Raw genomic sequence first — 26,313 nt, 5'->3', positions numbered from 1 at the left:
AAATGATTTGCTGCGGATGCGAATTGCACAGTTTTGTGATTCCCGTCCGGCGATAATCAAAATCCCGGTTGACCGTTCCGAAAGGGTTCGTGTAAACGCTTTTTGCTACCCCGAAAGGTATCCGTGCCCCGTTGGCGGAATTGGTAGACGCGCCTGACTCAAAATCAGGTTCCGAGAGGAGTGCTGGTTCGATTCCGGCACGGGGCACCAACACTTAAAACTCCAATTGATTTTGTTTGTTTTTTTGCGACTGAATGCCCAGAACTACCGCATCAGGTCGTCGGCTGGACACATTTACGTTCATCATCTGTTTTTCGCGGCGATTTCGTGCATCGTTTCAACCTAACAAGACAGGCCGGACGTCAACTGCGTTGCCATCACCCACGCCTAGGTTCCCAAGGCACTTAGCGTTTCGTAGTCGAAGTGAGTGCTACTGTTTGGCGTCAGCTCTATGCTCCTGTCGTGTCGCATGGCGGTCAGTCCCGGTCATAGCTCGGCGTCCAGCCTAGCGGATGCCCGTCTCGGCTTACTTCAAGGCAGGTTTGTTTGTGGTCGCCGCGGCTGTCGCATTGTTCGCAGCGGCCGGTACGATCGCTGTCCCGGGCTTTTGGGCCTATCTGGCAATCTTCGCTGTCGTCATGATCGTTTCGTTCGCGGCGCTCGATCCGGATCTCCTGCGCGAACGCATGCGGCCGGGTGGCAAGAAGCCGCCGCTCTCGCTGAGGGTCTTCTCGCTCGTTCTGTTCATGCACTGGATCGTTGCCGGGCTTGATCGTGGCCGTTTCCATTGGAGCGACAGCGTGCCCGATTGGCTTCAGGGCGGTTGCCTGTTCACGGTCGCGGCCGGCTACACCCTTGCACTATGGGCGATGCGTGTGAACCGGTTTTTCTCCTCAGTCATTCGCATCCAGGCCGACCGCGGCCAGCACGTCGTCAGCACGGGGCCTTATGCCTTCGTCCGCCACCCTGGCTACACCGCTGGATTTTTGATCATGGCGGCAAGCGGACCCGCGCTCGGATCATGGCTTGCGGCTGCGCTCGTTGTGCTCTTCAGCCTGCCGTTTCTGTTCTACCGCACCATCACGGAGGACCGAATTCTTCGCGCAGAGCTTGCGGGCTATTCGGATTACGCCGCGCGGGTCCGATGGCGGCTTGTCCCGGGTATTTGGTGAGAGCCAAACCTCCTTAGGAAGCGTGCTTCGAAGGTCGTCGCGGCCTGCCAATGCAGCTAATTTTTGCCGTGGTCCCTTAGGCTCACGTCTTGGTTCCGATGTCTGAAATTGGCGCAAAGCTGCCCCAGCCTCTTTCAGTTTGCAGTCACACAGTCAGCTTCTTCCATGCGTTTTCGTACAGCTGGGTGCGCTGCCATTAGTATTTGGGCCGGTAGTCGGTCATCAGGCAGAGATAGCGGCCAGACACATTTTCGAAAAGCATAATGATTACCGACGATGTAGATGTGTCCAGAAAGTCGCAGAAGTGCCGGAAAGGTTCACTTTCTGCAGTCCGGCACGGGGCACCAGCACCTAAAAATCCAATTGATTTTACTTGGCCTTTTGCCGCTGCCCAGACATGAGGCATCACGTCGGAAGCTGGACACATTTCTGTTCCGCTTTCGTCTCATTCGTCCGGCTCATCCGGCGCGGTCATGCGCGCCGTAAAATCTAAGAAGCGACACTGCCGGTTTCTAGACTAGGCTGGAAACCGGCGTGTGAAAACGTTACTCGCTGTCGTCTCCGCCACTGTCGTCCGAAGACGCATCGTCGCCGCCCGAGTCGTCGGCGGCAGCGTCGTCGTCTGCAGCGCTGTCGTCATTCGCTTCGGGGGTGTCATCCGCGGTATTATCGTCTGCCGCTTCGCTGTCATCCGCCGCCGCGTCATCGGCTGTCGAATCGTCGCTGGTTGTTTCTTCGGACGATGCCTCGTCGCTCGACGTCTCTTCTTCACTCGTGGTTTCTTCCGAGGATGTTTCCTCGGATGTTTCCTCGTGCGAAATCGCTTCCTCGACTACAGATTCCTCGCTGGTGTAGGTTTCTTCGATCGACTGTGTTTCTTCGGAAATATATTCGGAATAGGAAAATGAACTTTCGAAGCTCGTCGTCGTTTCCCAGCTCGACAATTCGCTGACACTGTACGTTTCGTTGTAGATCTCAAGCGTGATGACGGTCGCAACGACCACCATCGCGCCAGCGCGTTCCACATCGAACTTGAAATTCGAGTTTCCTGCTTTCAACTGGCGGCTGACGGCGATATCCACATCGATTGGCTTGTGCACCTTTCGGCCGAGGACTTCCACGAGAATGTCGCCTGCCTCTATGCCTTGCTTGTCGGCTGCCCCATTCGGCTTGACGGAAAGAACAAGCAGCCCCCGGTCCGACTGGTCGAGCTTGAATTTCTTGATCACCTGCGCGTTGATCGGGAGCAGAAGCGCGCCGAGTGCGCGTGAAATCGCGGGCTTCGGCAGTCCGTCTGCCGCAGCTGAGGCGGCAGCAAAGGCCGGGTCGAAACCGGCAATGGGGGCGGCAACATGTGTCAGCAAAAGAGCGATTGCTGCGGTGGCGACGAATATCTTGTTTTTCATGAAAAAGGTCCCGCCCGGGATTGGGCAATATCTACTATATCGCGTGCTTGTTTAGAAAAAGCCAAAATGCATGATGTGCCTCACAATCACCAAAAATGGTTAGCCGCGGTTCGAATGCAGGATGAAGGTTGTCTTCGTCATCAGCATCGAAGGCTGCAAGCACCACCAGCTTGATGGACTTGCTCAAAACAGAGCTGGCGGTTCCGGTTCGATTTCCTCTATGACCTCTGGGCCGTCATTTTTCGGCGAGCCCACGTTCCTGCCGATCGGCCACATTGTCATGAGCTCGGAAGGGAACGGCTTCATCAGGTCGCTCGGATCCTCGGAACTGGAAATCCAGCGCTGATAGTCTTGCGGATGCAGAAGCACCGGCATGCGGTCATGGATGGTTGCCATCAAATCGTTCGACGCACAGGTGAGGATGGCAAATGTCCGGGTATCTTCGCTGGTTTCCGGATCGCGCCAAGTTTCCCATATGCCCGCCAGCGCAAAAGGCGCTCCCGACTTTAGTGCGATGGCATAGGGCTGCTTGTTCTTCCCTGTCCCATGGATATCCTTCCACTCAAAGAACCCGTCGATAGGCACAAGGCAGCGCCGCGATCGATAGGCGGCCTTGAAGATGCCGTTTGTGGCGATCGTTTCACACCGGGCATTGATTGGCGGCGGACGGCCGCCGCCCTTTGGGTCCGTCGCCCACCTTGGCAGAAGGCCCCAGCGCGCGGAAACAAACACCGGGCCGAAGAGATCGGGATCGCGGATCACATCGCGAATGATGATCGGGTAGGTCTGAGTGGGCGCACCATTGTAGCGCGGCAGCTGATTGGCCAGGCCCTGAATGCGGTCGCTGTTTGCGAAGGAAAAGGCGCTGACCATGGTCTGAAGGTCCGCCTTTATGTAAACGCGTCCGCACATCTTGCCCTCCCTCCTCGCCATGCCGGCTTCGCACGGTGCGGGTCGATGACTTGCTTATAGCATCGTTCGACGCGCAGCGCCGCCTGGCGCTTGCGATGGAGGTGTGTCCTGCGTCCTGGCTGTTCAGGTTTCGGTTCGCTCGAAGCGCGGCGTCCAGCCGCGGGTGAAGCCGATGCTCATCCCGATCTGCGTAATGGCCAACTGTTCCCGCAAGTACTTGATGTCCGCCAGCAGCGTTCCGATGGTGGCGCGAACATCGCCGTCGTGAAAAGCGAGGGCGGCGGCGATCTCATCAACCGGGCCGGAATATTGGATGTCATACGCGGCGGCGCTAATCGTAGGCATGGCTTTTCCTTTTCCATTGCGCCGCAGCGATGGATCAAACGTGCATGGATTTTCAGATTGGCGTCCGCATCCGCCTTTGTTGTTCTTATTATGTTCCGAATGAGGCGAGAGTCAAGACAGCGTCGTGAAGGCTGGACACCTTTGAAAAAAACATAATGATCGCTGGCGATCCGGAACCGTCCAGAAATCGTTCGAGGTATTGAGAAGATTCGCTTTCGGCAGCCCGGCACGGGGCAGCATTTCGATTTCCGCTTTGAACTTGCTTTGCTGCCTCCGCTTTTTTGCCTGCCATTATACTGTTGATACTGTTGTGTTGCCGGGTGAACTCGATAGCGAAAGCCGCCGAACTGCACGGCGTCATGCAACAAATCGGCCTCCTCGTCGTTGTCTCCGCGGCGGCGGCGGTGTGAAATAGAGCAAAGAGGGGGCGCCGATAATGGAGGATTGGGGGGATGCCGCCGGACCGGGGAGCACAACGGGAGGATTCTAATGGCCAAGGCATTGGCGTTCTTGATTTTGATCTGGCTGATCAACCCGGCATGGTCACATGATTTCTACGAAGTCCCCTGCTGCGCGGGACGCGATTGCAAACCGATACCGGCAAGTGATGTGACGCCGACGAAGGACGGCTGGCTCATACGGACGACCGGCGAGGTCATCGCCTACAAGACCTGGCCTCTGAGGCGGTCACCCGACGGGCAGTTCCACCGCTGTGCCGCCTTCAATGATTTCGGCCCCAAGGGTCGAACCAAGTGCCTTTACATCCCGGATATGGGGGAATGACGTGAAGCGGGCCGGCGGCGCTATTTTCGCCTTTCCGGTGCCCGGCGGAGACCGGATCACCCCCATAAATTTCGAAACTTGCGAGTTTCAACTTTAAATGAGATATTGCTAATTTAGATTTAGGTGACGTTAGGGGGGCTCCAATGTCGACCATAAGTAGCAATGTCAATCTTGTTTTTAACGGTACGACTTCGTTTGCCATCGGAGGCGACCAGTATAACTGGGCGAGCAATGGCTTTCTGCTGGCAGTCGATATTTATGCAGATCCGGCCGCTGCCGTCCGCACCGCCACCATAAAATTTGAAGGCAGTTCGTGGGGGATAGGAACCTTAAGATTCGTCGGCAATGCGAAAGCGGTGATCACCGACACAGCGGCAGGAACCGACCGGAACATTCAACACCTCCTTTTAGGATCGCCCTCCGGCCATGTCGTAACGTTGTTAAACACCAATGTCGGCGCGATTGAGGGCGGCAATGGTATTGAGAAGCTCACCTTGTCTTCGGACTATTTTGGCACCATTAGCCTCAATGGTGGCAACGACAACGTGACGGTGAATGGCAGCAGCATCGACTATTTGAACGTTGGTAACGGTACCAATACAGTCTCGATCTCAACCGGATATGTTGGCGCAATTGTCGGGTTTAGCGGTGCCGATACTGTTGTTAGCACGGGCGGCGACGCTGAGACGATTAATCTTGGCGGCGGTAACAATCATCTGACTACCGGGTCGAGATACGTAAACAGCTTTATTGCCTATTCCGGAAACGATACAGTTTCCATCGGCAGTGGCGGTGCGGAATCGATCGGCGCGGGTTCCGGAAACAACATCATCACCACTTCCACGGGTGAGGTGACATCCATTTTTACTTACGGCGGATCCGACACGGTGAATCTGGGAAGCGGCGGCGGTTCAACCGTATACGTGGGTGGTGGGAACGATATCGTCAATCTGACGCCATTGGTGAACAACAACAGTTTTGTCATCATTGATGGAAGCGGCGGGGTCGATCGCGTCAGCTTCGCAAAATTTACCGAAAATCTCAGCGTTTCACTCGATACGCTTGGTCTCGCAGATGTGAGCACGGGCTCTTTCTTTCTTATCAGTTTTGAAAACTTGACCGGCGGGTCCGGTGCAGATGTCCTTGTCGGATCCGGTAACAATCAAACGTTCCAGCCCAACAACGTTTTGAACGGTGGTGCGGGCAACGACAAGCTCACCGGCCTTGCGGGCGCCGACAGCCTCTATGGCGGCACCGGCGCAGATATTTTCATCTTTAACTCGACCAAGGATTCAACCGTCGCTGTTGGTGGGCGCGACACGATATTCGACTTTACCGCAAGCGATGATATCGATCTGCGGTCGATCGATGCCAAGACGACCGTGGCCGGCAACCAGGCGTTCAGCTTTATCGGGACAGCTGCATTTCACGGAGTTGCCGGTGAATTGCGCTACACCAAAGATGTCTCCGACACTTACATCTATGGAGACGTCAACGGCGACAAGACGGCGGATTTTGCCATCCGTCTGGACGATGCAGTAACACTGCTGCCAGGTTATTTCCTGCTGTAGAGGCCGGCTTTGTGACGCCGGGTTCCGGCTTGCGCGCTCCATTTCCCGGTCAGCATCGGCCGGCAGGCTCTTCGCGCCGGGCGCGCTTGCGTGTTGTAAATGCAACCATACGGCGTGCGCGCTGTGGATATGGCCGGCGGAGTGCGCCAATTCAGGACGGTGCTAGCAGGATGTTAACCGCCAATCCGCGTCGCGATTGCAAAACTTTTCCCCGATGCCAGTCTGGTACACACCAATCCCCAAATCGGCACAACCAGCCGCATGCCAGGAGATCGCATATGTCCCAGTCTGCTACGGCCCGCGTTGTTTTCGACGATGTTGAAGCGCTGTCCGGCGCGTTGTTTACCTGGTGTGCGGAACGCAGTATCGGTTTGCGTAGCCAGGCAGGCGTCAGCGCCGCGGGTGTGGTGATCGACCTGTTTTTCGCAGGCTATACAACCCAGGACGAAATCCTTGGAGCATTGAGCGACCGTGACGGCCGCGAGGTCGTTTTCGCTTCGTAATCTCAGGGATAGCGGACACTGGCGGGATCGCCTGGCCGCACGCGCCCGGATGTGCTTCGACAGCACATCCGGCTGAGGGCTCAAGCTCGGACGTATTCTTCCCGCACCGGCCTTTTGACTATCAGACGACGAAGAAGTCGGCCGCTGTCAGAGCCACTTTATTCTCGATCGTCGCGAAATGCACGCCGCCGCCTGCGGCATTGCCGTTGCTGTCGTAGTACAGTGCGCCGGTGTCGGTTTCGTAGATGATGCGGTCGCTGCTGTTGGCGGCCAACCCGGTCGTGTTCGCGAGAAATGCGGCGCTTGCCAGCGTGCCGGTCGCTGTCAGGGCGGAAAAGATCGCATTTTCAAGGCGTATCGTGTCGGCGGCAGCATCGAAATCCCGGATGCTATCGACATTGGTTGTGGCGTTCAGGGCTGTGTTGAAAACGAATGTATCACTGCCACCTTCGCCGCGCAGCCTGTCGTTGCCCAGGCCTCCGGAGAGAAAGTCGTTGCCCCCGCCAGCGCGCAAGAGGTTGTCGGCTGAATTGCCATATAGGATATCAGATGCGCTGCCGGTGCGGGCGCCCTCGATATTCTTCAGAGTGTCCACCTGGCCAAATCCGTCGGTCGCCCTCTGGCTCAACAGACTAACGGTCACGCGGCCTGTCCCTTCGCGGCGCTGATCGCCATCATATCGGACAACATCGAAACCGCCGCCGCCGTCGATCGTGTCGCGGCCGCCAAGCCCCATAAATTGTTCGTCTATGCTCGAGCCGATGAAGCTGTCCCTGAACTGCGTTCCGCGGAAATTTTCGAATTCTTTGAATGTTTCGACATTGCCCCACGCGTCAGTAAGCATCCCTTTGGTGGAGTCCAGAGCGACGCCACGATAGGCTGTGGGCGTATAATACGCATCGTCAAAGGAAAGCGTATCGCGGTCGCTCCCGTTGCCGTCATAGGTGTCCTTGCCTTCGCCGCCTTGGACGAAGTCGCCCCCCGCTCCGCCGATGAAGGTGTCATTGCCGGCATATCCGACGAGGGTCTGATCACCGCCATTTCCTGTCAGCGTATCGTTGCCACGCAGCAGGAACCGCGCCAGATCATACTGGTTATAGGCGGCTGCGGCATCCAAGAAAGTCTCAAGGGAGATATTAAGTCCCGTCAACTGCTGCATTTTGGTGGTGCCGTTATGGAGGTAGACCACAAAGCCTGTCAGTGTCCCTCCCGTTGCGTGTCCACCTGAACCGAACGTAAACCCGCTCCCAACGAGCTGCAGTTTCAATCCATTCGCGAGATCAAAATTGATGGCACTCGAGGTGTTCGTGGTCCGGGTCGCTTTATCGAAATCAACAATCTCCTCGAAAAATGGGAGGTAGTCGAAACCCGGCAGTGGAGGACTGTAGTGATCTGGATATATTCCGCCCGGGAAAAACGATGTGAAATTTGCCATAAAAGAATCCTCCCCTTCGTGGCTAACGATTAGGTAGATTAGCAAACCATAATATTATATCGATGGAACTGCAACTGAGACCGTCCTGTAACTGGAGTTGAAGTCTCTTCACCAGAAGTGTTAGGTGCGCTGCAGCGAAATATTTTGCAGCAGGCACATGCTTCCGATCAGCGATACCTATGAAAATCTCCGCCGGGACTTCCGCTGGCGGATTCCGGAAAAATTCAACATCGGCACGGCCGTCAGCGATGTCTGGGCCGCGCGCGAGCCGGAGCGTGTCTGTCTACAGCATTTCAGTCCGGACGGTGCGCACCTGTCACTGACCTATGGTGCTTTTGCAGCCCAATCCTCCTCCTTTGCCCGGGGTCTTCTGGGGCAGGGCGTCAGGCCCGCAGATCGGGTGGCGATCCTTCTGCCCCAGAGTTTTGAGACCGCGATCGCCCATGCGGGCATCTACAAGATCGGCGCCATCGCCCTGCCGCTCGCCCTTCTGTTCGGTGTCGAGGCGCTTGAGTACCGGCTGCGCGATGCGGGTGCCGCGGCCATCGTCACCAATCGGTTCGGCTATGAAAAAATCGCCGCAATCCGCAGTCGGCTGCCGGCGTTGAAATCCGTGGTGCTCACCGATGGAGACGCGCCGGAAACCGTCGCCTTTATCGCCCTTGCGGAAGGTTCTCCGTCCACATTTGCCGCCGCCGATACGACGCCGGATGATCCGGCGATGATGATCTACACGTCGGGCACGACCGGGCCGCCCAAAGGCGCGCTGCACGGGCATCGCGTTCTGCTCGGCCATATTCCCGGCTTCCAGTTCCACCACGCCTTCCTGCCGCAACCGGGTGACCGGATGTGGACCCCGGCCGATTGGGCCTGGGCTGGCGGTCTGCTCAATGCGCTTTTGCCTTCGCTGCTGCTCGGCGTTCCCGTGGTGTCCTCACCCGGCCAGAAGTTCGATCCGCACATGGCTTTCCGCATCCTGGCGGAGATGGACGTGCGCAATGCCTTCATTCCGCCGACAGCGCTGCGGCTGATGAAATCGGTCGACAATCCACGCGCGCTCTACAGCCTCAATCTGCGCACCATCGGTTCGGCAGGCGAATCGCTCGGCCGCGAAACCTGGGAGCAGGCAAGCGAGGCCTTCGGGGTTCCGGTCAACGAGTTCTACGGCCAGACGGAGTGCAACATCGTCTTGTCGTCCGCTGCCAATCTTGGCGTGCTGAAGCCCGGCTCGATGGGCAAGCCGGCGCCCGGCCATGATGTTGCGATTATCGATGGCGAGGGCAGGCTGCTTCCCGCCGGCACCGTCGGTCAGGTTGCCGTGCGCCGGCCCGATCCGGTGATGTTCCTTGGCTACTGGAACAATGATGCGGCGACTGCGGCAAAATTCATCGGCGACTGGATGACGACGGGCGATCAGGGCGTTCAGGATGAAGAGGGCTACATCACCTTCTTCGGCCGTGACGACGATGTCATCACCTCGTCCGGCTACCGGATCGGCCCCGGCGAAATCGAGGACTGTCTGGCGGGGCATCCGGCCGTGCAGCTGGCTGCGGCCATCGGCAAGCCCGATCCGGTGCGAACCGAGATCGTCAAGGCCTATGTAGTGCTGAGGCCTGGCCATGCGGCAAGTGCTGAACTTGCGGCGGATATCCGCGATTGGGTCAAGACGCGGCTGTCGATGCACGAATATCCGCGCGAGATCGAGTTTCTCGACAGCTTGCCGCTCACCACCTCCGGCAAGGTCATCCGCCGCATCCTGCGTGATCGGGCTGTCGCGGAGGGCTGATTTGCTTGCCCGGAATGGGGCATTCCCTACCGCAAGACGCGTGGTGCCAGCGACCGGATCTTTTCGCGCAGCAGCCGCGCCATGTTGCGGGTATTGCGGTAAAGATGGAGCTGGGCCGCCACCTGCCGCACGTCGCGATCCCGGTTCTGCTTGAGGCCGATCACAAGTGTTCCCATCTCCTCGCGCTCCTCCCAGAAACGGCTCATGACCGGATGATCGGGAGCCGCACAGCTGTCGGAGCGCATGATGTTGGCGTCGTCGAGATGCCATTCCGTCAACTCGGCCAGCAAAAGCTTGCCCGGCGAATATTTGGCATATTGCTCGTCATAGGCCGTTTTCCACGTATAGGCCTCGCCCGCCATCATGAAGACGATCATTGAAGCGATCGCCGTGCCGTCGAGGTCGAGCGTGTGAATGCGCACGCTGTCGGCTTCGGCAAGGTTGGTGATCGCCTCGCGGGCAAAGGCGGCGCGGTAGCGGTCGAGCACCATGGCGGTGTGGGCCCGGCCTTTCCAGCCGCCCGCTTCCAGCGCCAGGAACTCCTCCATGCGAACGCGGATGTCGGCCGGTTGGCGGGCGACGTTGTAGGAGACGCGGCCGGTCCTTTCCAAAAGCTTCCACTGCCGGCGCAATTCGCGCAGATGCCCCGCGCTGATTGCGTGGCGCAGATAGGTCTCGCCGTCCTGCAGGCTTTCCAGCATCGGCCGACTGAATGTGTCGGTGACCGTCAAAGGCAGGTTGCGGCCAATGGCGACGGCGCGGGCCAGCTGCGCGAACTTGCCCTTGAGACGAATGTCGGGAAGCACAAGAACGCCGGGCAGGCCCACTGCCGGGGAGGTGAGCGCCTCGTAGAAATTGTCGATGGTTTCGGCCGCGTCCTCGGCGTCGAGCAGGGGTACCCCGAGCGGGCCGAACGGGTTGGACCAGGCTCGGATGATCGGGGCCCCGATCGAAAAACCCGGCTTTTCGATCGAAAACGGCATCAGGAAGCGAATGCGGCTGCGGCGTTCGTCGGTGTCGCGGATCAGCGCCAGGCGGATGATACGGTCTTCCAGGCGCGGCATGGCCGGTGCGAGGAAGCGGCCGGTAAAGAACACGTTCGGCTCCATTGCGCGATTGGACAGAAAATCCAGTTCCGCCTGCAACTCATAGCCCTGGCGCGCCGGATAGAAGCAAAGCTGACGGCCGGGGCGGCCGATGGCGATGGTATTGTCGGCAACGGGCTGATCGGGCGCCGGCGGAACGAGGCCGCCGAGAATGCGTGCCGACCGGCTGTTGGCGTCGTCTGGAAAATGCGGATTGCCGGTCATGAGCGGGGTGCCTCTGATTTGATGGTTCGGGCATGCGGGTCGGCAAAGGCGAAGAGAACGATGCCGAAGGTGCGGCGGACGGCCACATGGAGCAGGATCGCCTCGACGAACATGGCGCCGGCCGTGGCGATTGCGGCACCGGTCAGCCCGAACATCGGGATCATCGTGACGTTGAGCGCCAGATTGCAGACAAGCGCCACGGCGTAGAGCGCGACGCAAAGTTTTTGCTGGCCGGCCATGGTGAGAAACGCCTCGGCAGGCCCGACCAGCGCTTTTGCCAGGATGCCGGCAAGCAGGATGGCCATCAGCGGATAACCGGAGACGAAGGCAGGGCCGAACAGCGACAAGAGGAACGAGCCGCAGGCAAGGACCATGAGCCCGACCACGAGCGACGGCCAGAACGACCACTTGGCGCTTTCAATTGCGATGACGGCCAACTGCTGCCTGTCCGGGCTGGCCATGGCCGCGGAAAAGCGCGGCGATGCGGCAGCCTTGACGGAAAACATCACGAAATGCACCAGAGCCATGGTCTTGGCGGCGGCGAAATAGATCGCGACGCTTGCCGGATCGAGATAGAGGCCGACGATGACGACATCGGAATTGGTCAGCATGAAACCGAAGCCCTCGATCAGGAAGATCGGCAGAGCGACGCGGAACCAGGCGCCGAATTCGATGCGGCTCGGCCCTTTGACATAGCGCCTGCGCAAACGCCACGTCAGAATGAAGAACTGGCTGACGCTGGTCAGATAGGTGGCGGCCATCGCAGCGATCATGGCGGTGCGGGCGGTGTGCGGCTCGCCGATCGCCACCGCCAGCATCATGAAAGCCAGAATCAGAATCGGCCGAATGATGTAGGTCGGGCTCATCGCCGAAACGGCCCAGCTATGCGCGCGCGAAGTGCCGTCCATCACGTCGCCAAGCGCGATCATCGGCAGCGAAAAGGTGCCGAGATAGAGCGGTACGAGATAGTAGCTGTCGATGCGGTCGCCGAACACCCAAAGTCCGGCAAAGCCAGTGACAGCAAGCCCTGTCGCAGAAAGCATCGCAAAGATGCGCACGGTCGTCGTCAGCCCGCGGATTTCGGCCAGCGCTTCGCGGGCACGATATTGCGGCAGGAAGCGGATGATGGCGGTATGGAAGCCGAGGCAGGAGAGGTTGCCGAACAGCACCGCCAGTACCCAGACGAAAACGAAGATGCCGTATTCGAATTCGCCCATGACACGGGCGAGGATGATCTGCGAGACGAAGGCGATAGCGGCGCTGACGACGCGGATGGCAAAGGCGACAAGCGCCATGCGCTGCGCAAGATGCCTGGGGTCGTTGCTGGTCAGAACGGGCAGGAGCTTTTCAAGCAGCGGCGACAACCGGTCCCTCAATGCGGGCGGCAAGATTCGTCCAGCCGTTTGACACGCTGCCATGAACAATGGAGTACCCGAAACTACGCAAAACAGGATGCCAGTCTTGCCAGATCAGCGTTAACAAAGGGTGGAGAAAGGCCGGCGCCCCGCATTCGCCGTCATGAACCGGCTAAACGTGGCCGGCTGGCGGGTGCTGACAACCGCAATCGGTGTGCTATTCTCGGTTGCGTTCGACGGTGGAAGCAGCGTGCGCGGTACCAGCCCGTGCAACCGGGAAGACGGGCTCCCCGGCTGTGGCAACGGCCTTGCTGTCGAATCTGGAGGTGTTCTATGTGGCAAAAGCCATTTAGCATCACGCTTATGATGCGAAAAACCCGGACAGGCTGGTCAATAGCTGTCCGGGTCAATATCGCTAAATAAGTCCACGGTGGGCGGGAGTGCAATCCCGTCTGCCACTTCAGAAAATAAGCCCTGCTGCTCACGAATGCAAGGCTGGAGCAGCCTACGCTTCAAACGCGCCGTGGCAGTGCTTGTACTTCTTGCCGGAGCCGCAAGGGCAGGCCTCGTTGCGGGCGACCTTGCCCCAGGTCGATGGATCCTGCGGATTGCGGTTTTTCGGTTCGACGAAGTTCAGGTTGACGCTGTCTGCGAAGTCATCGACGCCGGTTACCGGGTCGATATGGTGGCCGACCATTTCCGGAGGCACCGGCTGCGGCGCTTCTGCTGCTTCGCGCACCAGCTCGACCCGCATCAATTGGGCCGTGACGGCCTGGCGAAGGTTCGCCAGAAGCGCCTGGAACAGTTCGAAGGCTTCCGACTTGTATTCCTGCAGCGGATCGCGCTGGGCATAACCGCGGAAGCCGATGACGGAGCGCAGGTGATCGAGGTTGACGATGTGCTCGCGCCAGAGATGGTCGAGCGTCTGCAGAACCACCGAGCGCTCGACATAGAGCATGATATCGGGGCCGAAACGCTCGGCGCGGTCCGCGGCGGCCTTGTCGGCCTCGGCGGTGATGCGCTCGCGAATATCGTTCTCGTCTATGCCTTCCTCGGCGGCCCATTCGACGATCGGCAGGTCGAGGTTGAGCGAGTTCTGCGCGTCCGCCTTCAGGCCGACGGCATCCCACTTTTCGGCATAGGCCTTTTCCGGAATGCGCTTGGCGACGATGTCCTCGATGACCTCATGGCGCATGTCGGCGACCGTTTCGGAAATGTCCGTCGCATCCATCATCTCGATGCGCTGCTCGAAGATCACCTTGCGCTGGTCATTCAGGACGTCATCGTATTTCAGAAGGTTTTTACGGGTGTCGAAGTTGCGGGCCTCGACCTTCTTCTGGGCCCGTTCCAGCGCCTTGTTGATCCAGGGATGGACAATCGCTTCGCCTTCCTTGAGGCCGAGCTTCTGCAGCATCGAATCCATGCGGTCGGAACCGAAGATGCGCATCAGGTCGTCCTGCAGCGACAGGAAGAATTTGGAGCGGCCGGGGTCGCCCTGACGGCCGGAGCGGCCGCGCAGCTGGTTGTCGATGCGGCGGCTTTCGTGACGCTCGGTCGCCAGCACGTAGAGACCGCCGGCAGCCAGTGCAACGTCCTTCAGGCGCTGGACTTCGGCCTTGATCGCGGCTTCCTTCTCGGTGCGCTCGGGGCCGTGTTCCATCTCGCCAAGCTCGCGCTCGATGCGCATTTCAAGGTTGCCGCCAAGCTGGATGTCGGTGCCGCGGCCGGCCATGTTGGTGGCGATCGTGACGGCACCCGGAACGCCTGCCTGCGAAACGATATAGGCTTCCTGCTCGTGGTAGCGGGCGTTCAGCACCTGGAAATTGGTAAAGCCGGCCTTTTTCAGCATTTCAGCGAGAAGTTCGGATTTTTCGATCGAGGTGGTGCCGACCAGGACCGGCTGCTGGCGATCCTGCGAATCCTTGATCTCGGCGATGATCGCCTTGTATTTCTCTTCCGCCGTCCGGTAGACTTCGTCGTCCTGGTCGAGACGCTTGATCGGCAGGTTGGTCGGGACTTCGACGACTTCCAGGCCGTAGATGTTGCCGAATTCTTCCGCTTCGGTCGACGCCGTACCGGTCATGCCGCCGAGCTTCTTGTACATGCGGAAATAGTTCTGGAAGGTGACCGAGGCCAGCGTCTGGTTTTCCGGCTGGATGGTGACCTTTTCCTTGGCTTCGAGTGCCTGGTGCTGGCCTTCCGAGTAACGGCGGCCCGGCATCATGCGGCCGGTGAATTCGTCGATGATGACGATCTCGTCGTTGCGGACGATGTAGTCCTTGTCTTTCTGGAAAAGCTTGTGGGCCTTCAGCGCGTTGTTGACGTGATGGACGATCGCGACGTTCTCGACGTCGTAAAGCGTTTCGCCCTTCAGCAGGTTTGCTTCGCGCAGCAGGTTTTCGAGCTTCTCGGTGCCGTCCTCGGAGAAGTTGGCCGAGCGCTGCTTCTCGTCGATTTCATAGTCTTCCGGCGACAGGAGCGGGATGAAGGTGTTGATGGTGTTGTAAAGATCGGAACGGTCGTCGAGCGGACCGGAAATGATCAGCGGCGTGCGGGCCTCGTCGACGAGGATCGAGTCCACTTCGTCGACGATGGCGAAAAAGTGGCCGCGCTGGACCATCTGGCTGCGCTCGTACTTCATGTTGTCGCGCAGATAATCGAAGCCGAGTTCGTTGTTGGTCGCATAGGTGACGTCGCAGGCATAGGCAGCGCGGCGCTGGTCATCGGTCAGGCCGTGAACGATGACGCCCGTCGTCAGCCCGAGAAACGAATAGATCCGGTTCATCGTCGCCGAGTCACGGGTGGCCAGGTAGTCGTTGACGGTGACGACGTGTACGCCCTTTCCGGCAAGGGCATTGAGGTAGACCGGCAGAGTTGCCACCAGGGTCTTACCTTCGCCGGTCTTCATTTCGGCGATCGACTTTTCATGCAGAATCATGCCGCCGATCAGCTGGACATCGAAGGGCCGCAGGCCGAGCGTGCGGCGCGCGGCTTCGCGGGCAACGGCGAAAGCGGGGACCAGCAGGTCGTCAAGCGTCTTGCCATCAGCCAGCTGCTTGCGGAATTCAACGGTCTTGGCAGCCAGTGCTTCGTCGGAAAGCGCTTTGGTTTCTGCTTCAAGGGCATTGATGGCATCGACCTTGGCTTTGTAGCCACGCACACGGCGGTCATTCGATGAGCCGAAGATTTTGCGGGCGAGGCCGCCGAGACTGACCATAAGAATGGTCCTTTCTTCTATATCGCCAACGCGGTCAATTTCCGCGAAATACTATGAAACGCCCGGAACTGTTCTGGACGCGAGGTTGCGTGACAGATAAGAGGGGGGTCGAATTATGTCAACGGAGTTGAGGGGCGCCAAGGCTACAGAACGGCCACAATCTGATGATGTGGAACGTTTCAGGCCGGCCGTGACCACGGTTCCGGATACCAGCGTGGAAGGTATGAGGATGTTGAAATACAAAATGCTTGCGGCGGTTGCCCTGATCGCTGTCATGGCCGCCCAAGGCCCGGCAGCGGCACAGGATGCTGCCGATCCGGTGATCGCCAAGGTCGGCGATACCGAAATCCACCAGTCGGAGCTGAACTACGCCCTCACCGGTCTTGATCCGCAGCTTGCACAGCTGCCGGAAGATCAGAAGCGCGCTGCGGCACTTTCCGGCCTGATCGACGTCAAGCTGCTTGCCAAGGACGCCGACAAGGAAGGTCTGCAGAACGACGCGGACTTCAAGAAGCGTCTCGCCTACCTGACCGACCGCGAACTGCACAACGCCTTCTTCAAGAAGCACGTTGTCGATGCCGTCAAGCCGGAAGAGATCAAGGCACGCTACGACGCGGAAATCGCCAAGATTCCTCAGCAGGAAGAGGCCAAGGCCCGCCATATCCTGGTCAAGACCGAGGAAGAAGCCAAGGCGATCATCAAGGACCTCGATGCCGGCAAGGACTTCGCGACGATCGCCAAGGAAAAGTCGACCGATCCAAACAAGGCCGATGGCGGCGATCTCGGTTATTTCACCAAGGACCGCATGGTTCCGGAATTCTCCGAAGCGGCCTTCAAGCTTGAAAAGGGCAAGTACACGGCGGTGCCGGTGAAGACGCAGTTCGGCTTCCATGTCATCCTGCTTGAAGACAAGCGCATCCAGCCGCCGCCGCCGTTCGAGCAGGTCGAGCAGCAGGTCAAGCAGCTCGTCATGCGCGATAAATACATCGAACTTCTGACGGCGGCCAAGAAGGAAGCGGGTGTCGATATCACCGATCCGGCGCTGAAGAAGGCGTATGACGACGCCAACAAGGCAGAAGCCGCGACCGCCAACTGATGACATCAGGCGTGATCGTTCGTCTTCGGACGGTCACGCCGTTCTGGTATCAATTGAACGACACAGGTCCCGGAGGCGTCAGGCTCTTCGGGATTTCGTTTGTGGGCCCGTAAGGCCGGGCCATCATCGCTAAACAGGGTTGATCATGTCCGGTTCCGTTTCTCCGCTTGCTCCGAAATCCTTCGCCGACATGCCGCCGGTGCGCGGCGTCCGTATGGCGACCGCCGCTGCCGGCATCAAGTACAAGAACCGCACCGATGTCCTCTTGATGGTTTTCGATGAACCGGCCGCTGTTGCCGGCGTCTTTACCAAATCGCGCTGCCCCTCGGCACCGGTCGATTTCTGCCGTCAGAACCTGGCGGGCGGTGTTGCGCGCGCCGTGGTCGTCAATTCCGGCAATGCCAACGCGTTTACGGGCAAGAAGGGCAGGGCGGCGACCGAGCTGACGGCACAGTCGGCCTCAAAAGCGGTTGGCTGCTCGGCCGGCGAAGTCTTTCTCGCCTCCACCGGCGTCATCGGCGAGCCGCTGGATGCGACGAAATTCGCGGGCGTTTTGAGCGACATGACCACGCAGGCAACCGGCGATTTCTGGTTCGAGGCCGCCAAGGCGATCATGACGACCGACACCTATCCGAAGGTATCGACGCGCAGCACTAAGATCGGCGGCGTGACCGTCGTTATCAACGGCATCGCCAAGGGCGCCGGCATGATCGCGCCCGACATGGCGACGATGCTGTCCTTTGTCGTCACCGACGCGGATATCGCGCCGCAAGCCCTGCAGGTTCTTTTGTCGGAAGGCACAGGCCCGACGTTCAATTCCGTCACCGTCGATAGCGATACCTCGACCTCCGACACGCTGATGCTGTTTGCCACCGGAGCCGCCGGCAAGGATGGACAGGCAAAGATTGTCACCGCGACCGATCCGGCGCTTGCCGGGTTCCGCGCTGCTCTCAACGATCTCCTGCGCGATCTGGCGCTGCAGGTGGTGCGCGATGGTGAAGGTGCGCGCAAGATGGTTGCCGTTACCGTCGAGGGCGCCGAGAGCGATGCCGCTGCAAAGCGCATCGGCCTGTCGATCGCCAATTCGCCGCTGGTGAAGACCGCGGTCGCTGGCGAGGACGCCAATTGGGGCCGCGTGGTCATGGCTGTCGGAAAGTCCGGCGAAATGGCCGACCGCGACCGGCTGGCGATCTGGTTCGGCGATGTGCGCGTTGCTGTCGATGGCGAGCGCGATCCGGCCTATTCGGAAGCGGCTGCAACCGCCGTGATGAAGGAAGAAGATATCGCCATCCGCGTCGAGATCGGTCTCGGATCGGGCAAGGCGACCGTCTATACCTGCGATCTGACAAAGGAATATGTCGAGATCAACGGCGATTACCGGAGCTGATGGCCGTGCAGGATACGATCTCGAAAGCCGATTTGCCGACCGTGCGGCGTCTGGAAGCCGTCGGCTTTCGCGCCTGGCCGGCGGCATCGGTGCAGTATGACGGCAGCTGGCTGATCCGGCTGACGGCGGGCCATGATTCCAAGCGCCTGAATTCGGTCAATCCGCTCGATCCGTCCGACAGCCGCGATATCGAGGTCAGGCTTGAGAAGGCCGCCAAGCGCTTTTCCGACTATGGCCGGCCGCTGACCGTGCGCCAGACGCCGCTGACGCCGCCGCAACTGATTGCCTACATGAACGAGCACCAGTGGCCGGTGTTCTCCGAAGCCATCGTCATGATGGCCGATATTCCACCGAACGACACGACGGAAGCGATCGAGCATCTGCCGTTGCGCGATGTCGGCCGTTTCGTCGATGCCCGGCTGCAGATTTGCGGTGAAAGCAGCCAGGACAAGGCGGGTCTCAGCGAGATCATCAACGCGATCAAGCCGGAATGCGGATTGTTCCTGTTCGAATCTCAGGACGAAGGCCCGATCGCGGTGTCGCTCGCCGTTCACGACAACGATCTCGCAGGTATTTTGCAGGTTGCCGTGGCTGAGAGCGTCCGGCGGCAGGGCGTGGGCAGCGCCATCGTCAACGCCTCGCTGCGCTGGGCCCGCCTGCGCGGCGCCCGCACCGCCTGGCTTTCGGTCGAGAGCGATAATGCGGCGGCCATCAACCTCTATCGCAAGTTCGGCTTCCGGGATGTCTACCGGTATACCTACCGGCGTGAAGGGGTGTGATGATGGACGTTACCGGCCGAAAGATTCTTCTGGTGGCTGCCTGCGCGCTGGTCGATAGCGACGGCCGGATCCTTCTCGCCCAGCGGCCGCAGGGCAAGTCGCTGGCCGGGCTCTGGGAGTTTCCCGGCGGCAAGGTCGAGCCCGGCGAAACGCCGGAGGAAACGCTGATCCGCGAACTGGACGAGGAACTGGGTGTTCGCACCAAGGTCGCTTGCCTCGCGCCGTTGACATTTGCCAGCCATACCTATGACGACTTTCATCTGCTGATGCCGCTCTATGTCTGCCGGCGCTATGAGGGCGTCGCCTATGGCCGGGAAGGCCAGGCGGTGAAGTGGGTTCGCCCCAAAGCGCTGCGCGATTACCCGATGCCGCCCGCCGACGAGCCGCTTATCCCCTACTTAATGGATTTGCTCTGAGCAAATCCCAAAAATTTCTATTTTATTAATCGAACATTTATCACCCTCCCGCAAAATCAGCTTCGAGTAAGTGCCGGTGTCTATTGGTTTGGGGATGAACCCCGTGACCGATGCCGGTTTTTTATAGGCGTCGACATGGTGAAGTGGTGCTTGAGCCGGCTTCAGGGAAACGCACGTATTCGAAGAGGCAGACGATGGTCGAAGACGATTTTTGGAGAACGGTTCAGGACAAGGATCTGGTGACGACCCAGAGCCGCCGCACCGGCGCGCTCAATCTGTCGCTGTTGTTCGGCACCGCCGTCATCGCGCTGACCCTCATCCTGACGCCGATGCTGACGTCGAAGACGGACAACAAGGTGCTTGCCGACGCGCCGATCAACTATGACAATATTTCGACCGGCTCTATCCCGAGCAGTCCGCCGGCCAAGCGCTATACGGTGCGCCGCAGCGTCCTGCAGGAAATGCCGGGCGCCGTCTGCATCATCGACGGCAATGGAAGCAAAAGCGGCTGSTGAGGGCTCTGTGGGCTGGGGACACCCCCCGGCGCTCCGTTCATTGCCAGTCCGGGGCGGGTATCTGCCCGATAGAGACAGTGCGTAATTCGTGCCTTTCGGGTGATGTCATCCGCTAGGGCATGCGCAGGAGCGGGGGAGCACATGACGGCACTGATTCGCCTCTTGAAAGACAAATCCGGTGCAACGGCGATCGAGTACGGTCTGCTGGCCAGCCTCGTTTCGATCGGCATGATCGTTGGGCTTGAAGCCTTCTCGGATTCACTTCTGGCCGTTTTTCAGACGGTCACGACAGCGCTCCTGGGTGCCGGGGGGACGTAAAGTCCGCGTCCGCACTAGGCAGTTCGCGCGTGCTCAGCGCATCGGACAGCCGTTGTTTCGCCGAACCGGGTTTCAGCGGTTTCTGCTGGCTTTCGTGCGGTGCCCAGCCGGAAATATAGATGATCGAGAATGTCGCGCGGATGCGGCCGTCCGGGTCGGCAAAGCGTTCGGCGTAGATTTCGGCGGCACGCACGAAAAAGCTCCGGGTGAGGGGCTTGCGGCTGCGGGCTGCGAGCGGATTGCCCATCCCCATCGACCGCAGGTCTTTCAACAATGAGAACAGCGACGCGTAGCGCACCGTGTAGGTCTCGGTATCGGCGACCGGCAAGCTGAAGCCTGCACGCTGCAGGAGCGCGCCGATGTCACGGACATCGGCAAAGGGGATGACGCGGGGACTGGCGCCGCCGGTCATTTCGCTTTCCGCCGCCAAGAGCACCTCGCGCAATTCCTGCAAGGTGCCGGAGCCGGGAATGGCGGCGAGGAACAGGCCGTCGGGTTTGAGCGCGCGGCGGACCTGGATGAACACGCCGGGCGTATCGTTGGTCAGGTGCAGCGACAGCGGCGAGACGATGAGGTTTGCCGATTCCGGTGAAAGCGGCACCGTCTCCAGCGAGGCGACGGAGATTTTCTCATCCTCAGCGGCAAAGGACGCATCCGTCTCGACCCGCTCGATCCCGGTAACCTTGCCGGTGTTGGCGATGTAACGGGCCGTCAGGCCGGTATAACCGTGCAGCTCGACCGCCTTGTCGAAATGGCGCTCGACGACAGCAAGGCGTTCGGAGAGTTCCTGTGCGGCAATCTCCAGCAGGAATTGCGCCTTCGGATCGCCGTTGCGCAATGCCCGCTTGCGGCGGGCTTCGATGAGCGTCTGGTCGAAAACGATATCCACGGCTGTGCTTCCTAAAAATCTGATCGCCCAAACATCCGAGCGCCCAAAATCTTGATCGCAAAGAAACCCGGCTCGCCGTAAAGTCAACCTCATGGAGAACGAAGGGGCAGAAAATCCGGGATGGCGGCTGGCCGATGGTCTGCGCAGAGGCCTGCGCGGCCTGATGACGGCAGCGGTGGATGCGGTCTATCCGCCGGTCTGTGCCGGCTGCGGCCGGCTGACCGGGCAGCATCGCGGCGTCTGCCCGGCCTGCTGGTCGACGTTGCGGTTGATCGAGCGGCCCTATTGCGAGGTTCTCGGCCTGCCGTTCTCGCACGATCTGGGGGCGGGCATTCTTTCGGCCGATGCCATCGCCAATCCGCCCGTCTTCGAGCGGTTGCGCTCCGTTGCCATCCATGACGGCATTGCCAAGTCGCTTGTCCACGGCCTGAAATACCGCGACCGCACCGATCTGGCTGTGATGATGGCCAAGTGGATGATCCGGGCGGGTGACGGCCATGTGCAGGCCTGCGATGCCATCGTCCCGGTGCCGCTGCACGCCTTCCGGCTGTGGAACCGCAAGTTCAACCAGTCCGCCGAGCTAGCGCGGGCGATTGCCCGGATTTCGGCCCGGCCTTACCTGCCCTCAGCACTGATCCGGATCAAGCGGACTGCCCAGCAGGTGGGGCTCGGCGCCAGCCAGCGGCAGGACAATGTGCGCGGGGCATTCTCGGTGACGGCGGCTGGCAAAGCGGCGCTGTTCGGCAAGCGCATCGTCCTGGTCGATGATGTCTATACCACGGGGGCGACCGTTTCTGCCGCGACGCGGGCTCTGAAGAGGGCGGGGGCGGCCGACGTAACCGTTTTGACCTTTGCAAGAGCCATGTCCGGTCTTATATGACACGGTAGATTGTGCTGGCGCAGGGCCGGCAAAGGAGCAGGTCAACGCATGGCTTCGGTCGTCATCTATACCCGTCAATTCTGCGGCTATTGTTCCGCAGCGAAGAAACTTCTGGAAACCAAGGGCGTGACGTTCGAGGAGCATGACGCCACCTATGCTCCCGAGGTCCGCCAGAAGATGATCGAGCGGTCGAATGGCGGCACGACATTTCCGCAGATCTTCATCAACAATGCCCATATCGGCGGCTGTGACGACCTGCATGCGCTGGACCGCGCCGGCAAGCTGGACGCGATGCTCGCCGCTTAAGGAGTGACTGCCATGACGTTCAAGGCCGCAGCGATCCAGATGTGTTCCGGTGTCGATCCGGCCCGGAACGCCGACACCATGGTACGGCTCGTTCGGGACGCGGCCGCACAGGGCGCAACCTATGTGCAGACGCCGGAAATGACCGGTGCGCTGCAGCGCGACCGCGCCGCGATGAAGGCCGCCTTGCGCGACGAGAGCAACGATCTGATCGTTGCTGCCGCCTCAAAGCTCGCCGCCGAACTCGGCATCTATCTGCATGTCGGCTCGACCGCGATCGGCCTTGCCGATGGCAAGATGGCCAATCGCGGCTTTCTGTTCGGCCCGGATGGCGGCAAGATCACCCATTACGACAAGATCCACATGTTCGACGTCGATCTCGACAATGGCGAGAGCTGGCGTGAAAGCGCTGCCTATACGCCCGGCGGCACGGCGCGGCTGGTGAGCCTGCCGTTCGGCAAGCTTGGCTGCGCCATCTGCTACGACGTGCGTTTTCCCGAGCTCTTCCGGACGCAGGCTGCAGCCGGCGCCGAAATCATGTCGGTGCCCGCGGCCTTTACCCGCCAGACCGGCGAGGCGCATTGGGAAATCCTGCTGCGCGCCCGGGCAATCGAAAACGGCATGTTCGTGATCGCCGCTGCCCAGGCCGGCGTGCATGAGGACGGCCGTGAGACTTATGGTCATTCGATGATCATCGATCCGTGGGGCGTGGTTCTCGCCTCGGCCGGCGGCACCGGCGAAGGGATCGTTCTTGCCGATATCGACGTCGGCGCCGTCGCTGCCGCGCGGGCGAAAATTCCAAACCTGAAGAACGGCCGGTCGTTCTTGCTGGAGGAGGTGGCGCCCGGCGCCTCCGGGGATGTGGCCGCTTGATCAAATACACGCTTGCCTGTGACAACGGCCATTCCTTTGAAGGATGGTTTTCCTCGAGCGCCGACTTCGATCGTCAGGCGGAGCTTAAGCTTGTTTCCTGCCCGGTCTGCGGTTCTGCCACGGTGGCCAAGGAGCTGATGGCGCCCTCGGTCTCGACAGCCCGCAAGAAAGACGAGACCAAGGTGCTGATGATGGATCAGGCCCGCAAGGAAGCGGTTGCCAAGATCCGCGAACTGGTCACCGCGATCCGCGAAAATGCCGAGGATGTCGGCACCAAGTTTCCCGAGGAAGCCCGCAAGATTCACTATGGCGAGGCCAAGCAGCGCGGCCTGATCGGCCAGGCGACGGTCGATGAGGCCAAGGCCCTGCTGGAGGAAGGCATCGAAATTGCAGCCCTGCCGGTCCTGCCTGATGATGTGAATTGAGATGACGGCCGGTAGTAGGCCGATCTCCTTGCCCATGCTGACGTTGAAAGTCTAGCGGCAAGGGCGGGGACGATGCTGTCGGAGTTTCTTGGCAATACCGACAATTGGTAGCAATATTTCCTACCGCTCAAGCCTGGAGATTGCGGGCGATATCGTCCTGCATTTCCGGAGGGAGATTCCGCGCGGTCGCTACCGCCTGTTCAAGAAGCTTTGTCATGCGCGCATTGTGACCCTGATCGGCTTACAAAAAAACTGAAATTGTCGCATCGCTCAATACGTCACATCGATGCTGCGGAAGCGGCGTTTTTTCTTGGCGATGTCGTTTTCGTTCTCGTCCTTGCGCCCGTCGTCGCTCAGCACCTGGGCGAGGCGCTTTTCCGGATAGAGGACGAGGGCTTCGGCTGTGAAGTCTTTCGGCAGCTGGAGCGACAGCCGGATCGGTGGCTGGTCGTCGCCGGTCCAGGAATAGAGCGCGAATGCGCCGTCCTGTTCGTCTTTCCCGCCGGCCTCGGTGCTGGGGCCGGCGAGAATGAGGTAGGTGGCGGGTAAAAGGCCGGCGCAGTCGATGCTGCGTATGCCGCGATTGCCGAGATCGAGCAGGTGGATGTCACCGAAGCGCGGTTCTTCGCCAAGACCGGTTATTTGGGCCGGGTTTTTCAGGCGCAGGACAGGCGCCATGCCGCCGATGAGAGGGCCGCGAAAGCCGATCAGCAGGTCACCGTCCGGCGAAGCCGCCAGACCTTCGATGTTGATGTCCGTGCCGGGGCTTTGCAGCACCTGTTTCAGAAAACCGCGCAGGTCTTCGAACGGTTTTCCGAGCGGCTTAAGCGTCGGGCCTTGCGGGGTTTGTACGATGCGGGAGGCGAAGAGGACGGAACGGCCCTTCGCATTTCCCTTGTTGCCCGGCCGCGAGAACGAACTGATCCAGTAGATCGTGTCGCCAATGCGGGCAGCCGCCTCGATGTCGGACTTTTCCGAGCCGATGAAACTCTTGAATTTGAGCGCCCGCACCGGCTCGGCTGTTCCGCGGCGATAGACCTGCAACGTGTTGGTCTCATCACTGGCGACGGCAAAATGGCAGTCGTCGAGGGCGGCCGCAGCCGAGGCCTCGCAGATGCCGCTATAGTACACGGGTTCGGGCTCATCCCCCGGGCCGGTGGATCGAAATTCCATCGCCGTCATCTCCGCGGTCCGGATCAAGCCGGGCGCTTGGCGACGATCATGTAATTGACGTCCATGTCCTTCGACAGGTTCCATTGGTTGGACAGCGGATTGAAGAAGACGCCGGTGCGGTCGGTCACCTCCATGCCGCTGGCGGTGACCGGTTTTTCGAGTTCCTCCGGGCGAACCAGCTTTTCATACTGGTGGGTGCCGCGCGGCAGCCAGCGCAGGAGGTTTTCGGCGGCGAAGATCGCAAGTGCCGCCGCCTTCATGGTGCGGTTGATGGTGGCGACGAACATCAGGCCGCCCGGGCGCACCATCGAGGCGCAGGTGCTCATGAAGAATTCGACATCGGCGACATGCTCGACCACTTCCATGTTGAGCACGACATCGAAGGTCTCGCCGGCCTCCGCAAGGGCTTCAGCCGTCACCGCGCGGTAATCGACCGCAACGCCGCTGCCGGCCGCGTGGGTTTTGGCGATCATGATGTTTTTTTCCGAGGCGTCGGCGCCGACCACATCGGCACCCATGCGGGCCATCGGCTCCGACAGAAGGCCGCCGCCGCAGCCGATATCGAGGATGCGCAGCCCCTTCAGCGGCTGTGGAGCCTTGGCTTCGCGGCCGAAATTGTCCGAGACGCGGTCGCGGATATAGGTGAGGCGAACCGGATTGAACTTGTGCAGCGGCCGGAACTTGCCCTTCGGGTCCCACCACTCGGCGGCCATGGCGGAAAACCGGTCGACTTCGGTCTGGTCGATGGTGCTGCGGGCCTGTTCACTCATGGTCGGAACTCCTTGGACGATACCCCTGTGAAGTCGGATGATCGGGATCGAAAGTCAAGGGTTGGCAGCGTCGCGCCGGGGCTGGCGGTCTTTCGGGCGGCGATCGAAATTCGGCAGAAAGTCGTCCGGATGGGCGATCACGTCTCTTTGAAGATCATCGAGGCGTTCCGCGAATAAGTTGAAGGCAGAAGCAGTGGCTGTTGCAATGCAGCGCGGCAGTTTTGCGCAGGCATTGCCGGACAGGCCGATTTCCCGCTGGGCGCGGATTTTGCGATCCTGATGCGCCGAGACGCGCATTTCCCCGCTGCAGGCCTTGTCGCGGCGGCATTTGCGGGTCGGGCAAATGAGCCATATGCCGTGGATGGTCAAGGTGGTGCGGCATTGGCGTTCGTGATCGGCCGAGACGCGTTTTTCATATTCGGAAAAGTCCTGTCTTGGCATGGGATACCCTTTGATATTTGAAATTGGGCGGAACAGGCGTTCGCGTTCACGCGGCGCGTTGCGCCCGTGGCATACGATCTGCGGTGATCTTTTTGCGCCGGGGCGCGGGCAGGATCGGCCGGGGCACATCGTGTGCCGAAGCGTTTGGTAGTAAATGACACGCGATGTGCCCCGTCTCGGTGGTTTTTACCTGCAACTGCGGTCTCTCTGCGCGGATGATCGGCGCCTTTTCCAGGGTGGCGCTACCGGAATT

28 protein-coding genes and 1 tRNA gene are annotated in these 26,313 nt (G+C 60.1%); 17 read left to right on the top strand and 12 right to left on the bottom strand.

The annotated features are described in order from the left end of the window. Positions 1–125 precede the first annotated feature (125 nt). Positions 126–210 (top strand) — tRNA-Leu (locus tag AC1D17_RS11255). 302 nt (positions 211–512) lie between these two features. Further along, complete coding sequence (locus tag AC1D17_RS11250) at positions 513–1,172, top strand: methyltransferase family protein (protein ID WP_477565500.1); 660 nt, start codon at positions 513–515, stop codon at positions 1,170–1,172. Positions 1,173–1,717: 545 nt separating this feature from the next. Here AC1D17_RS11250 and AC1D17_RS11245 read toward each other — a convergent pair. The 3 genes from AC1D17_RS11245 to AC1D17_RS11235 form a co-directional block, all read right to left on the bottom strand. Then, positions 1,718–2,578 carry a PDZ domain-containing protein gene (locus AC1D17_RS11245; protein ID WP_477565499.1) on the bottom strand — a complete coding sequence of 287 codons (861 nt, stop codon included), beginning with the start codon at positions 2,576–2,578 and terminating at the stop codon, positions 1,718–1,720. Between the two features lie 183 nt (positions 2,579–2,761). Further along, on the bottom strand, positions 2,762–3,490 hold the full coding sequence (locus tag AC1D17_RS11240; protein WP_477565498.1) for an SOS response-associated peptidase: 729 nt from the start codon (positions 3,488–3,490) through the stop codon (positions 2,762–2,764). Positions 3,491–3,613: 123 nt separating this feature from the next. Continuing rightward, on the bottom strand, positions 3,614–3,835 hold the full coding sequence (locus tag AC1D17_RS11235; protein WP_477565497.1) for a hypothetical protein: 222 nt from the start codon (positions 3,833–3,835) through the stop codon (positions 3,614–3,616). 489 nt (positions 3,836–4,324) lie between these two features. On the opposite strand from AC1D17_RS11235, the gene AC1D17_RS11230 reads away from it, so the two are divergent. The 3 genes from AC1D17_RS11230 to AC1D17_RS11220 all read left to right on the top strand — a co-directional run bounded on the left by AC1D17_RS11230 (position 4,325) and on the right by AC1D17_RS11220 (position 6,692). Next, complete coding sequence (locus AC1D17_RS11230; protein WP_477565496.1) at positions 4,325–4,618, top strand: hypothetical protein; 294 nt, start codon at positions 4,325–4,327, stop codon at positions 4,616–4,618. A gap of 143 nt (positions 4,619–4,761) precedes the next feature. Further along, positions 4,762–6,189, top strand: a complete 1,428-nt coding sequence (locus AC1D17_RS11225) for a M10 family metallopeptidase C-terminal domain-containing protein (RefSeq protein ID WP_477565495.1) — start codon at positions 4,762–4,764, stop codon at positions 6,187–6,189. A 278-nt stretch (positions 6,190–6,467) separates the two neighbouring features. Next, positions 6,468–6,692, top strand: a complete 225-nt coding sequence (locus AC1D17_RS11220) for a hypothetical protein (protein WP_477565494.1) — start codon at positions 6,468–6,470, stop codon at positions 6,690–6,692. Between the two features lie 121 nt (positions 6,693–6,813). Here AC1D17_RS11220 and AC1D17_RS11215 read toward each other — a convergent pair whose 3' ends face one another. Continuing rightward, positions 6,814–8,127: a calcium-binding protein gene (locus AC1D17_RS11215; protein ID WP_477565493.1), complete on the bottom strand. Its 1,314-nt coding sequence runs from the start codon at positions 8,125–8,127 to the stop codon at positions 6,814–6,816. A 157-nt stretch (positions 8,128–8,284) separates the two neighbouring features. Between AC1D17_RS11215 and AC1D17_RS11210 the strand changes: the two genes are divergently transcribed. Further along, a complete protein-coding gene (locus AC1D17_RS11210) occupies positions 8,285–9,913 on the top strand; it encodes an AMP-binding protein (RefSeq protein WP_477565492.1) in 1,629 nt (542 codons plus the stop codon). A 26-nt stretch (positions 9,914–9,939) separates the two neighbouring features. Here the strand turns inward: AC1D17_RS11210 and AC1D17_RS11205 are convergent, their stop codons facing one another. The 3 genes from AC1D17_RS11205 to secA all read right to left on the bottom strand — a co-directional run bounded on the left by AC1D17_RS11205 (position 9,940) and on the right by secA (position 15,795). After that, positions 9,940–11,223 (bottom strand): GNAT family N-acetyltransferase, encoded by a 1,284-nt coding sequence (locus AC1D17_RS11205; protein WP_477565491.1) that lies wholly within the window; start codon positions 11,221–11,223, stop codon positions 9,940–9,942. Continuing rightward, the gene (locus tag AC1D17_RS11200; protein WP_477565490.1) at positions 11,220–12,641 is read right to left on the bottom strand and encodes a lipopolysaccharide biosynthesis protein; all 1,422 of its coding nucleotides are present in this window, start codon (positions 12,639–12,641) and stop codon (positions 11,220–11,222) included. Before AC1D17_RS11200 ends, AC1D17_RS11205 begins: the two co-directional genes overlap by 4 nt. 442 nt (positions 12,642–13,083) lie before the next feature. After that, positions 13,084–15,795: a preprotein translocase subunit SecA gene (secA, locus tag AC1D17_RS11195; RefSeq protein ID WP_477565489.1), complete on the bottom strand. Its 2,712-nt coding sequence runs from the start codon at positions 15,793–15,795 to the stop codon at positions 13,084–13,086. A gap of 229 nt (positions 15,796–16,024) precedes the next feature. Here secA and AC1D17_RS11190 point away from each other — a divergent pair, with 229 nt between their 5' ends. The 6 genes from AC1D17_RS11190 to AC1D17_RS11165 all read left to right on the top strand — a co-directional run bounded on the left by AC1D17_RS11190 (position 16,025) and on the right by AC1D17_RS11165 (position 20,306). Further along, positions 16,025–16,891, top strand: a complete 867-nt coding sequence (locus AC1D17_RS11190) for a peptidylprolyl isomerase (protein ID WP_477565488.1) — start codon at positions 16,025–16,027, stop codon at positions 16,889–16,891. A gap of 145 nt (positions 16,892–17,036) precedes the next feature. Continuing rightward, complete coding sequence (gene argJ, locus AC1D17_RS11185) at positions 17,037–18,278, top strand: bifunctional glutamate N-acetyltransferase/amino-acid acetyltransferase ArgJ (protein ID WP_477565487.1); 1,242 nt, start codon at positions 17,037–17,039, stop codon at positions 18,276–18,278. A gap of 5 nt (positions 18,279–18,283) precedes the next feature. Then, a complete protein-coding gene (locus AC1D17_RS11180) occupies positions 18,284–19,057 on the top strand; it encodes a GNAT family N-acetyltransferase (RefSeq protein ID WP_477565486.1) in 774 nt (257 codons plus the stop codon). A 2-nt stretch (positions 19,058–19,059) separates the two neighbouring features. Beyond that, a complete protein-coding gene (gene mutT / locus AC1D17_RS11175) occupies positions 19,060–19,473 on the top strand; it encodes an 8-oxo-dGTP diphosphatase MutT (protein ID WP_477565662.1) in 414 nt (137 codons plus the stop codon). A gap of 194 nt (positions 19,474–19,667) precedes the next feature. After that, the gene (locus AC1D17_RS11170; protein WP_477565485.1) at positions 19,668–19,988 is read left to right on the top strand and encodes a hypothetical protein; all 321 of its coding nucleotides are present in this window, start codon (positions 19,668–19,670) and stop codon (positions 19,986–19,988) included. A 141-nt stretch (positions 19,989–20,129) separates the two neighbouring features. Beyond that, a complete protein-coding gene (locus AC1D17_RS11165; RefSeq protein ID WP_477565484.1) occupies positions 20,130–20,306 on the top strand; it encodes a Flp family type IVb pilin in 177 nt (58 codons plus the stop codon). Here the strand turns inward: AC1D17_RS11165 and AC1D17_RS11160 are convergent. Next, positions 20,272–21,195 carry a methyltransferase domain-containing protein gene (locus tag AC1D17_RS11160; protein ID WP_477565483.1) on the bottom strand — a complete coding sequence of 308 codons (924 nt, stop codon included), beginning with the start codon at positions 21,193–21,195 and terminating at the stop codon, positions 20,272–20,274. The genes AC1D17_RS11165 and AC1D17_RS11160 overlap by 35 nt on opposite strands. A 91-nt stretch (positions 21,196–21,286) precedes the next feature. Here AC1D17_RS11160 and AC1D17_RS11155 point away from each other — a divergent pair, with 91 nt between their 5' ends. From AC1D17_RS11155 to AC1D17_RS11135, 5 genes are all read left to right on the top strand, one after another. Next, positions 21,287–22,075 carry a ComF family protein gene (locus tag AC1D17_RS11155; RefSeq protein WP_477565482.1) on the top strand — a complete coding sequence of 263 codons (789 nt, stop codon included), beginning with the start codon at positions 21,287–21,289 and terminating at the stop codon, positions 22,073–22,075. 48 nt (positions 22,076–22,123) lie between these two features. After that, complete coding sequence (grxC, locus tag AC1D17_RS11150; RefSeq protein ID WP_264223784.1) at positions 22,124–22,381, top strand: glutaredoxin 3; 258 nt, start codon at positions 22,124–22,126, stop codon at positions 22,379–22,381. A 12-nt stretch (positions 22,382–22,393) separates the two neighbouring features. Then, positions 22,394–23,251 carry a carbon-nitrogen hydrolase family protein gene (locus AC1D17_RS11145; RefSeq protein WP_477565481.1) on the top strand — a complete coding sequence of 286 codons (858 nt, stop codon included), beginning with the start codon at positions 22,394–22,396 and terminating at the stop codon, positions 23,249–23,251. Then, complete coding sequence (locus tag AC1D17_RS11140) at positions 23,248–23,676, top strand: DUF1178 family protein (protein ID WP_477565480.1); 429 nt, start codon at positions 23,248–23,250, stop codon at positions 23,674–23,676. The genes AC1D17_RS11145 and AC1D17_RS11140 overlap by 4 nt, the downstream gene beginning before the upstream one ends. 88 nt (positions 23,677–23,764) lie before the next feature. Next, positions 23,765–23,932 (top strand): hypothetical protein, encoded by a 168-nt coding sequence (locus AC1D17_RS11135; protein WP_477565479.1) that lies wholly within the window; start codon positions 23,765–23,767, stop codon positions 23,930–23,932. Between the two features lie 14 nt (positions 23,933–23,946). Here the strand turns inward: AC1D17_RS11135 and AC1D17_RS11130 are convergent, their stop codons facing one another. The 4 genes from AC1D17_RS11130 to AC1D17_RS11115 all read right to left on the bottom strand — a co-directional run. After that, the gene (locus AC1D17_RS11130) at positions 23,947–24,849 is read right to left on the bottom strand and encodes a DUF3616 domain-containing protein (protein WP_477565478.1); all 903 of its coding nucleotides are present in this window, start codon (positions 24,847–24,849) and stop codon (positions 23,947–23,949) included. A 23-nt stretch (positions 24,850–24,872) separates the two neighbouring features. Beyond that, complete coding sequence (ubiG, locus tag AC1D17_RS11125; protein ID WP_477565477.1) at positions 24,873–25,619, bottom strand: bifunctional 2-polyprenyl-6-hydroxyphenol methylase/3-demethylubiquinol 3-O-methyltransferase UbiG; 747 nt, start codon at positions 25,617–25,619, stop codon at positions 24,873–24,875. Between the two features lie 54 nt (positions 25,620–25,673). After that, positions 25,674–26,060 (bottom strand): hypothetical protein, encoded by a 387-nt coding sequence (locus AC1D17_RS11120; protein WP_477565476.1) that lies wholly within the window; start codon positions 26,058–26,060, stop codon positions 25,674–25,676. A 46-nt stretch (positions 26,061–26,106) separates the two neighbouring features. Further along, positions 26,107–26,313: hypothetical protein (locus AC1D17_RS11115; RefSeq protein WP_477565475.1), on the bottom strand; the 207-nt coding region annotated here is incomplete at its 5' end.

This window comes from Pararhizobium sp. P1_E7 (genome assembly GCF_056405855.1).
This window is presented reverse-complemented; position numbering and strand designations above follow the sequence as displayed.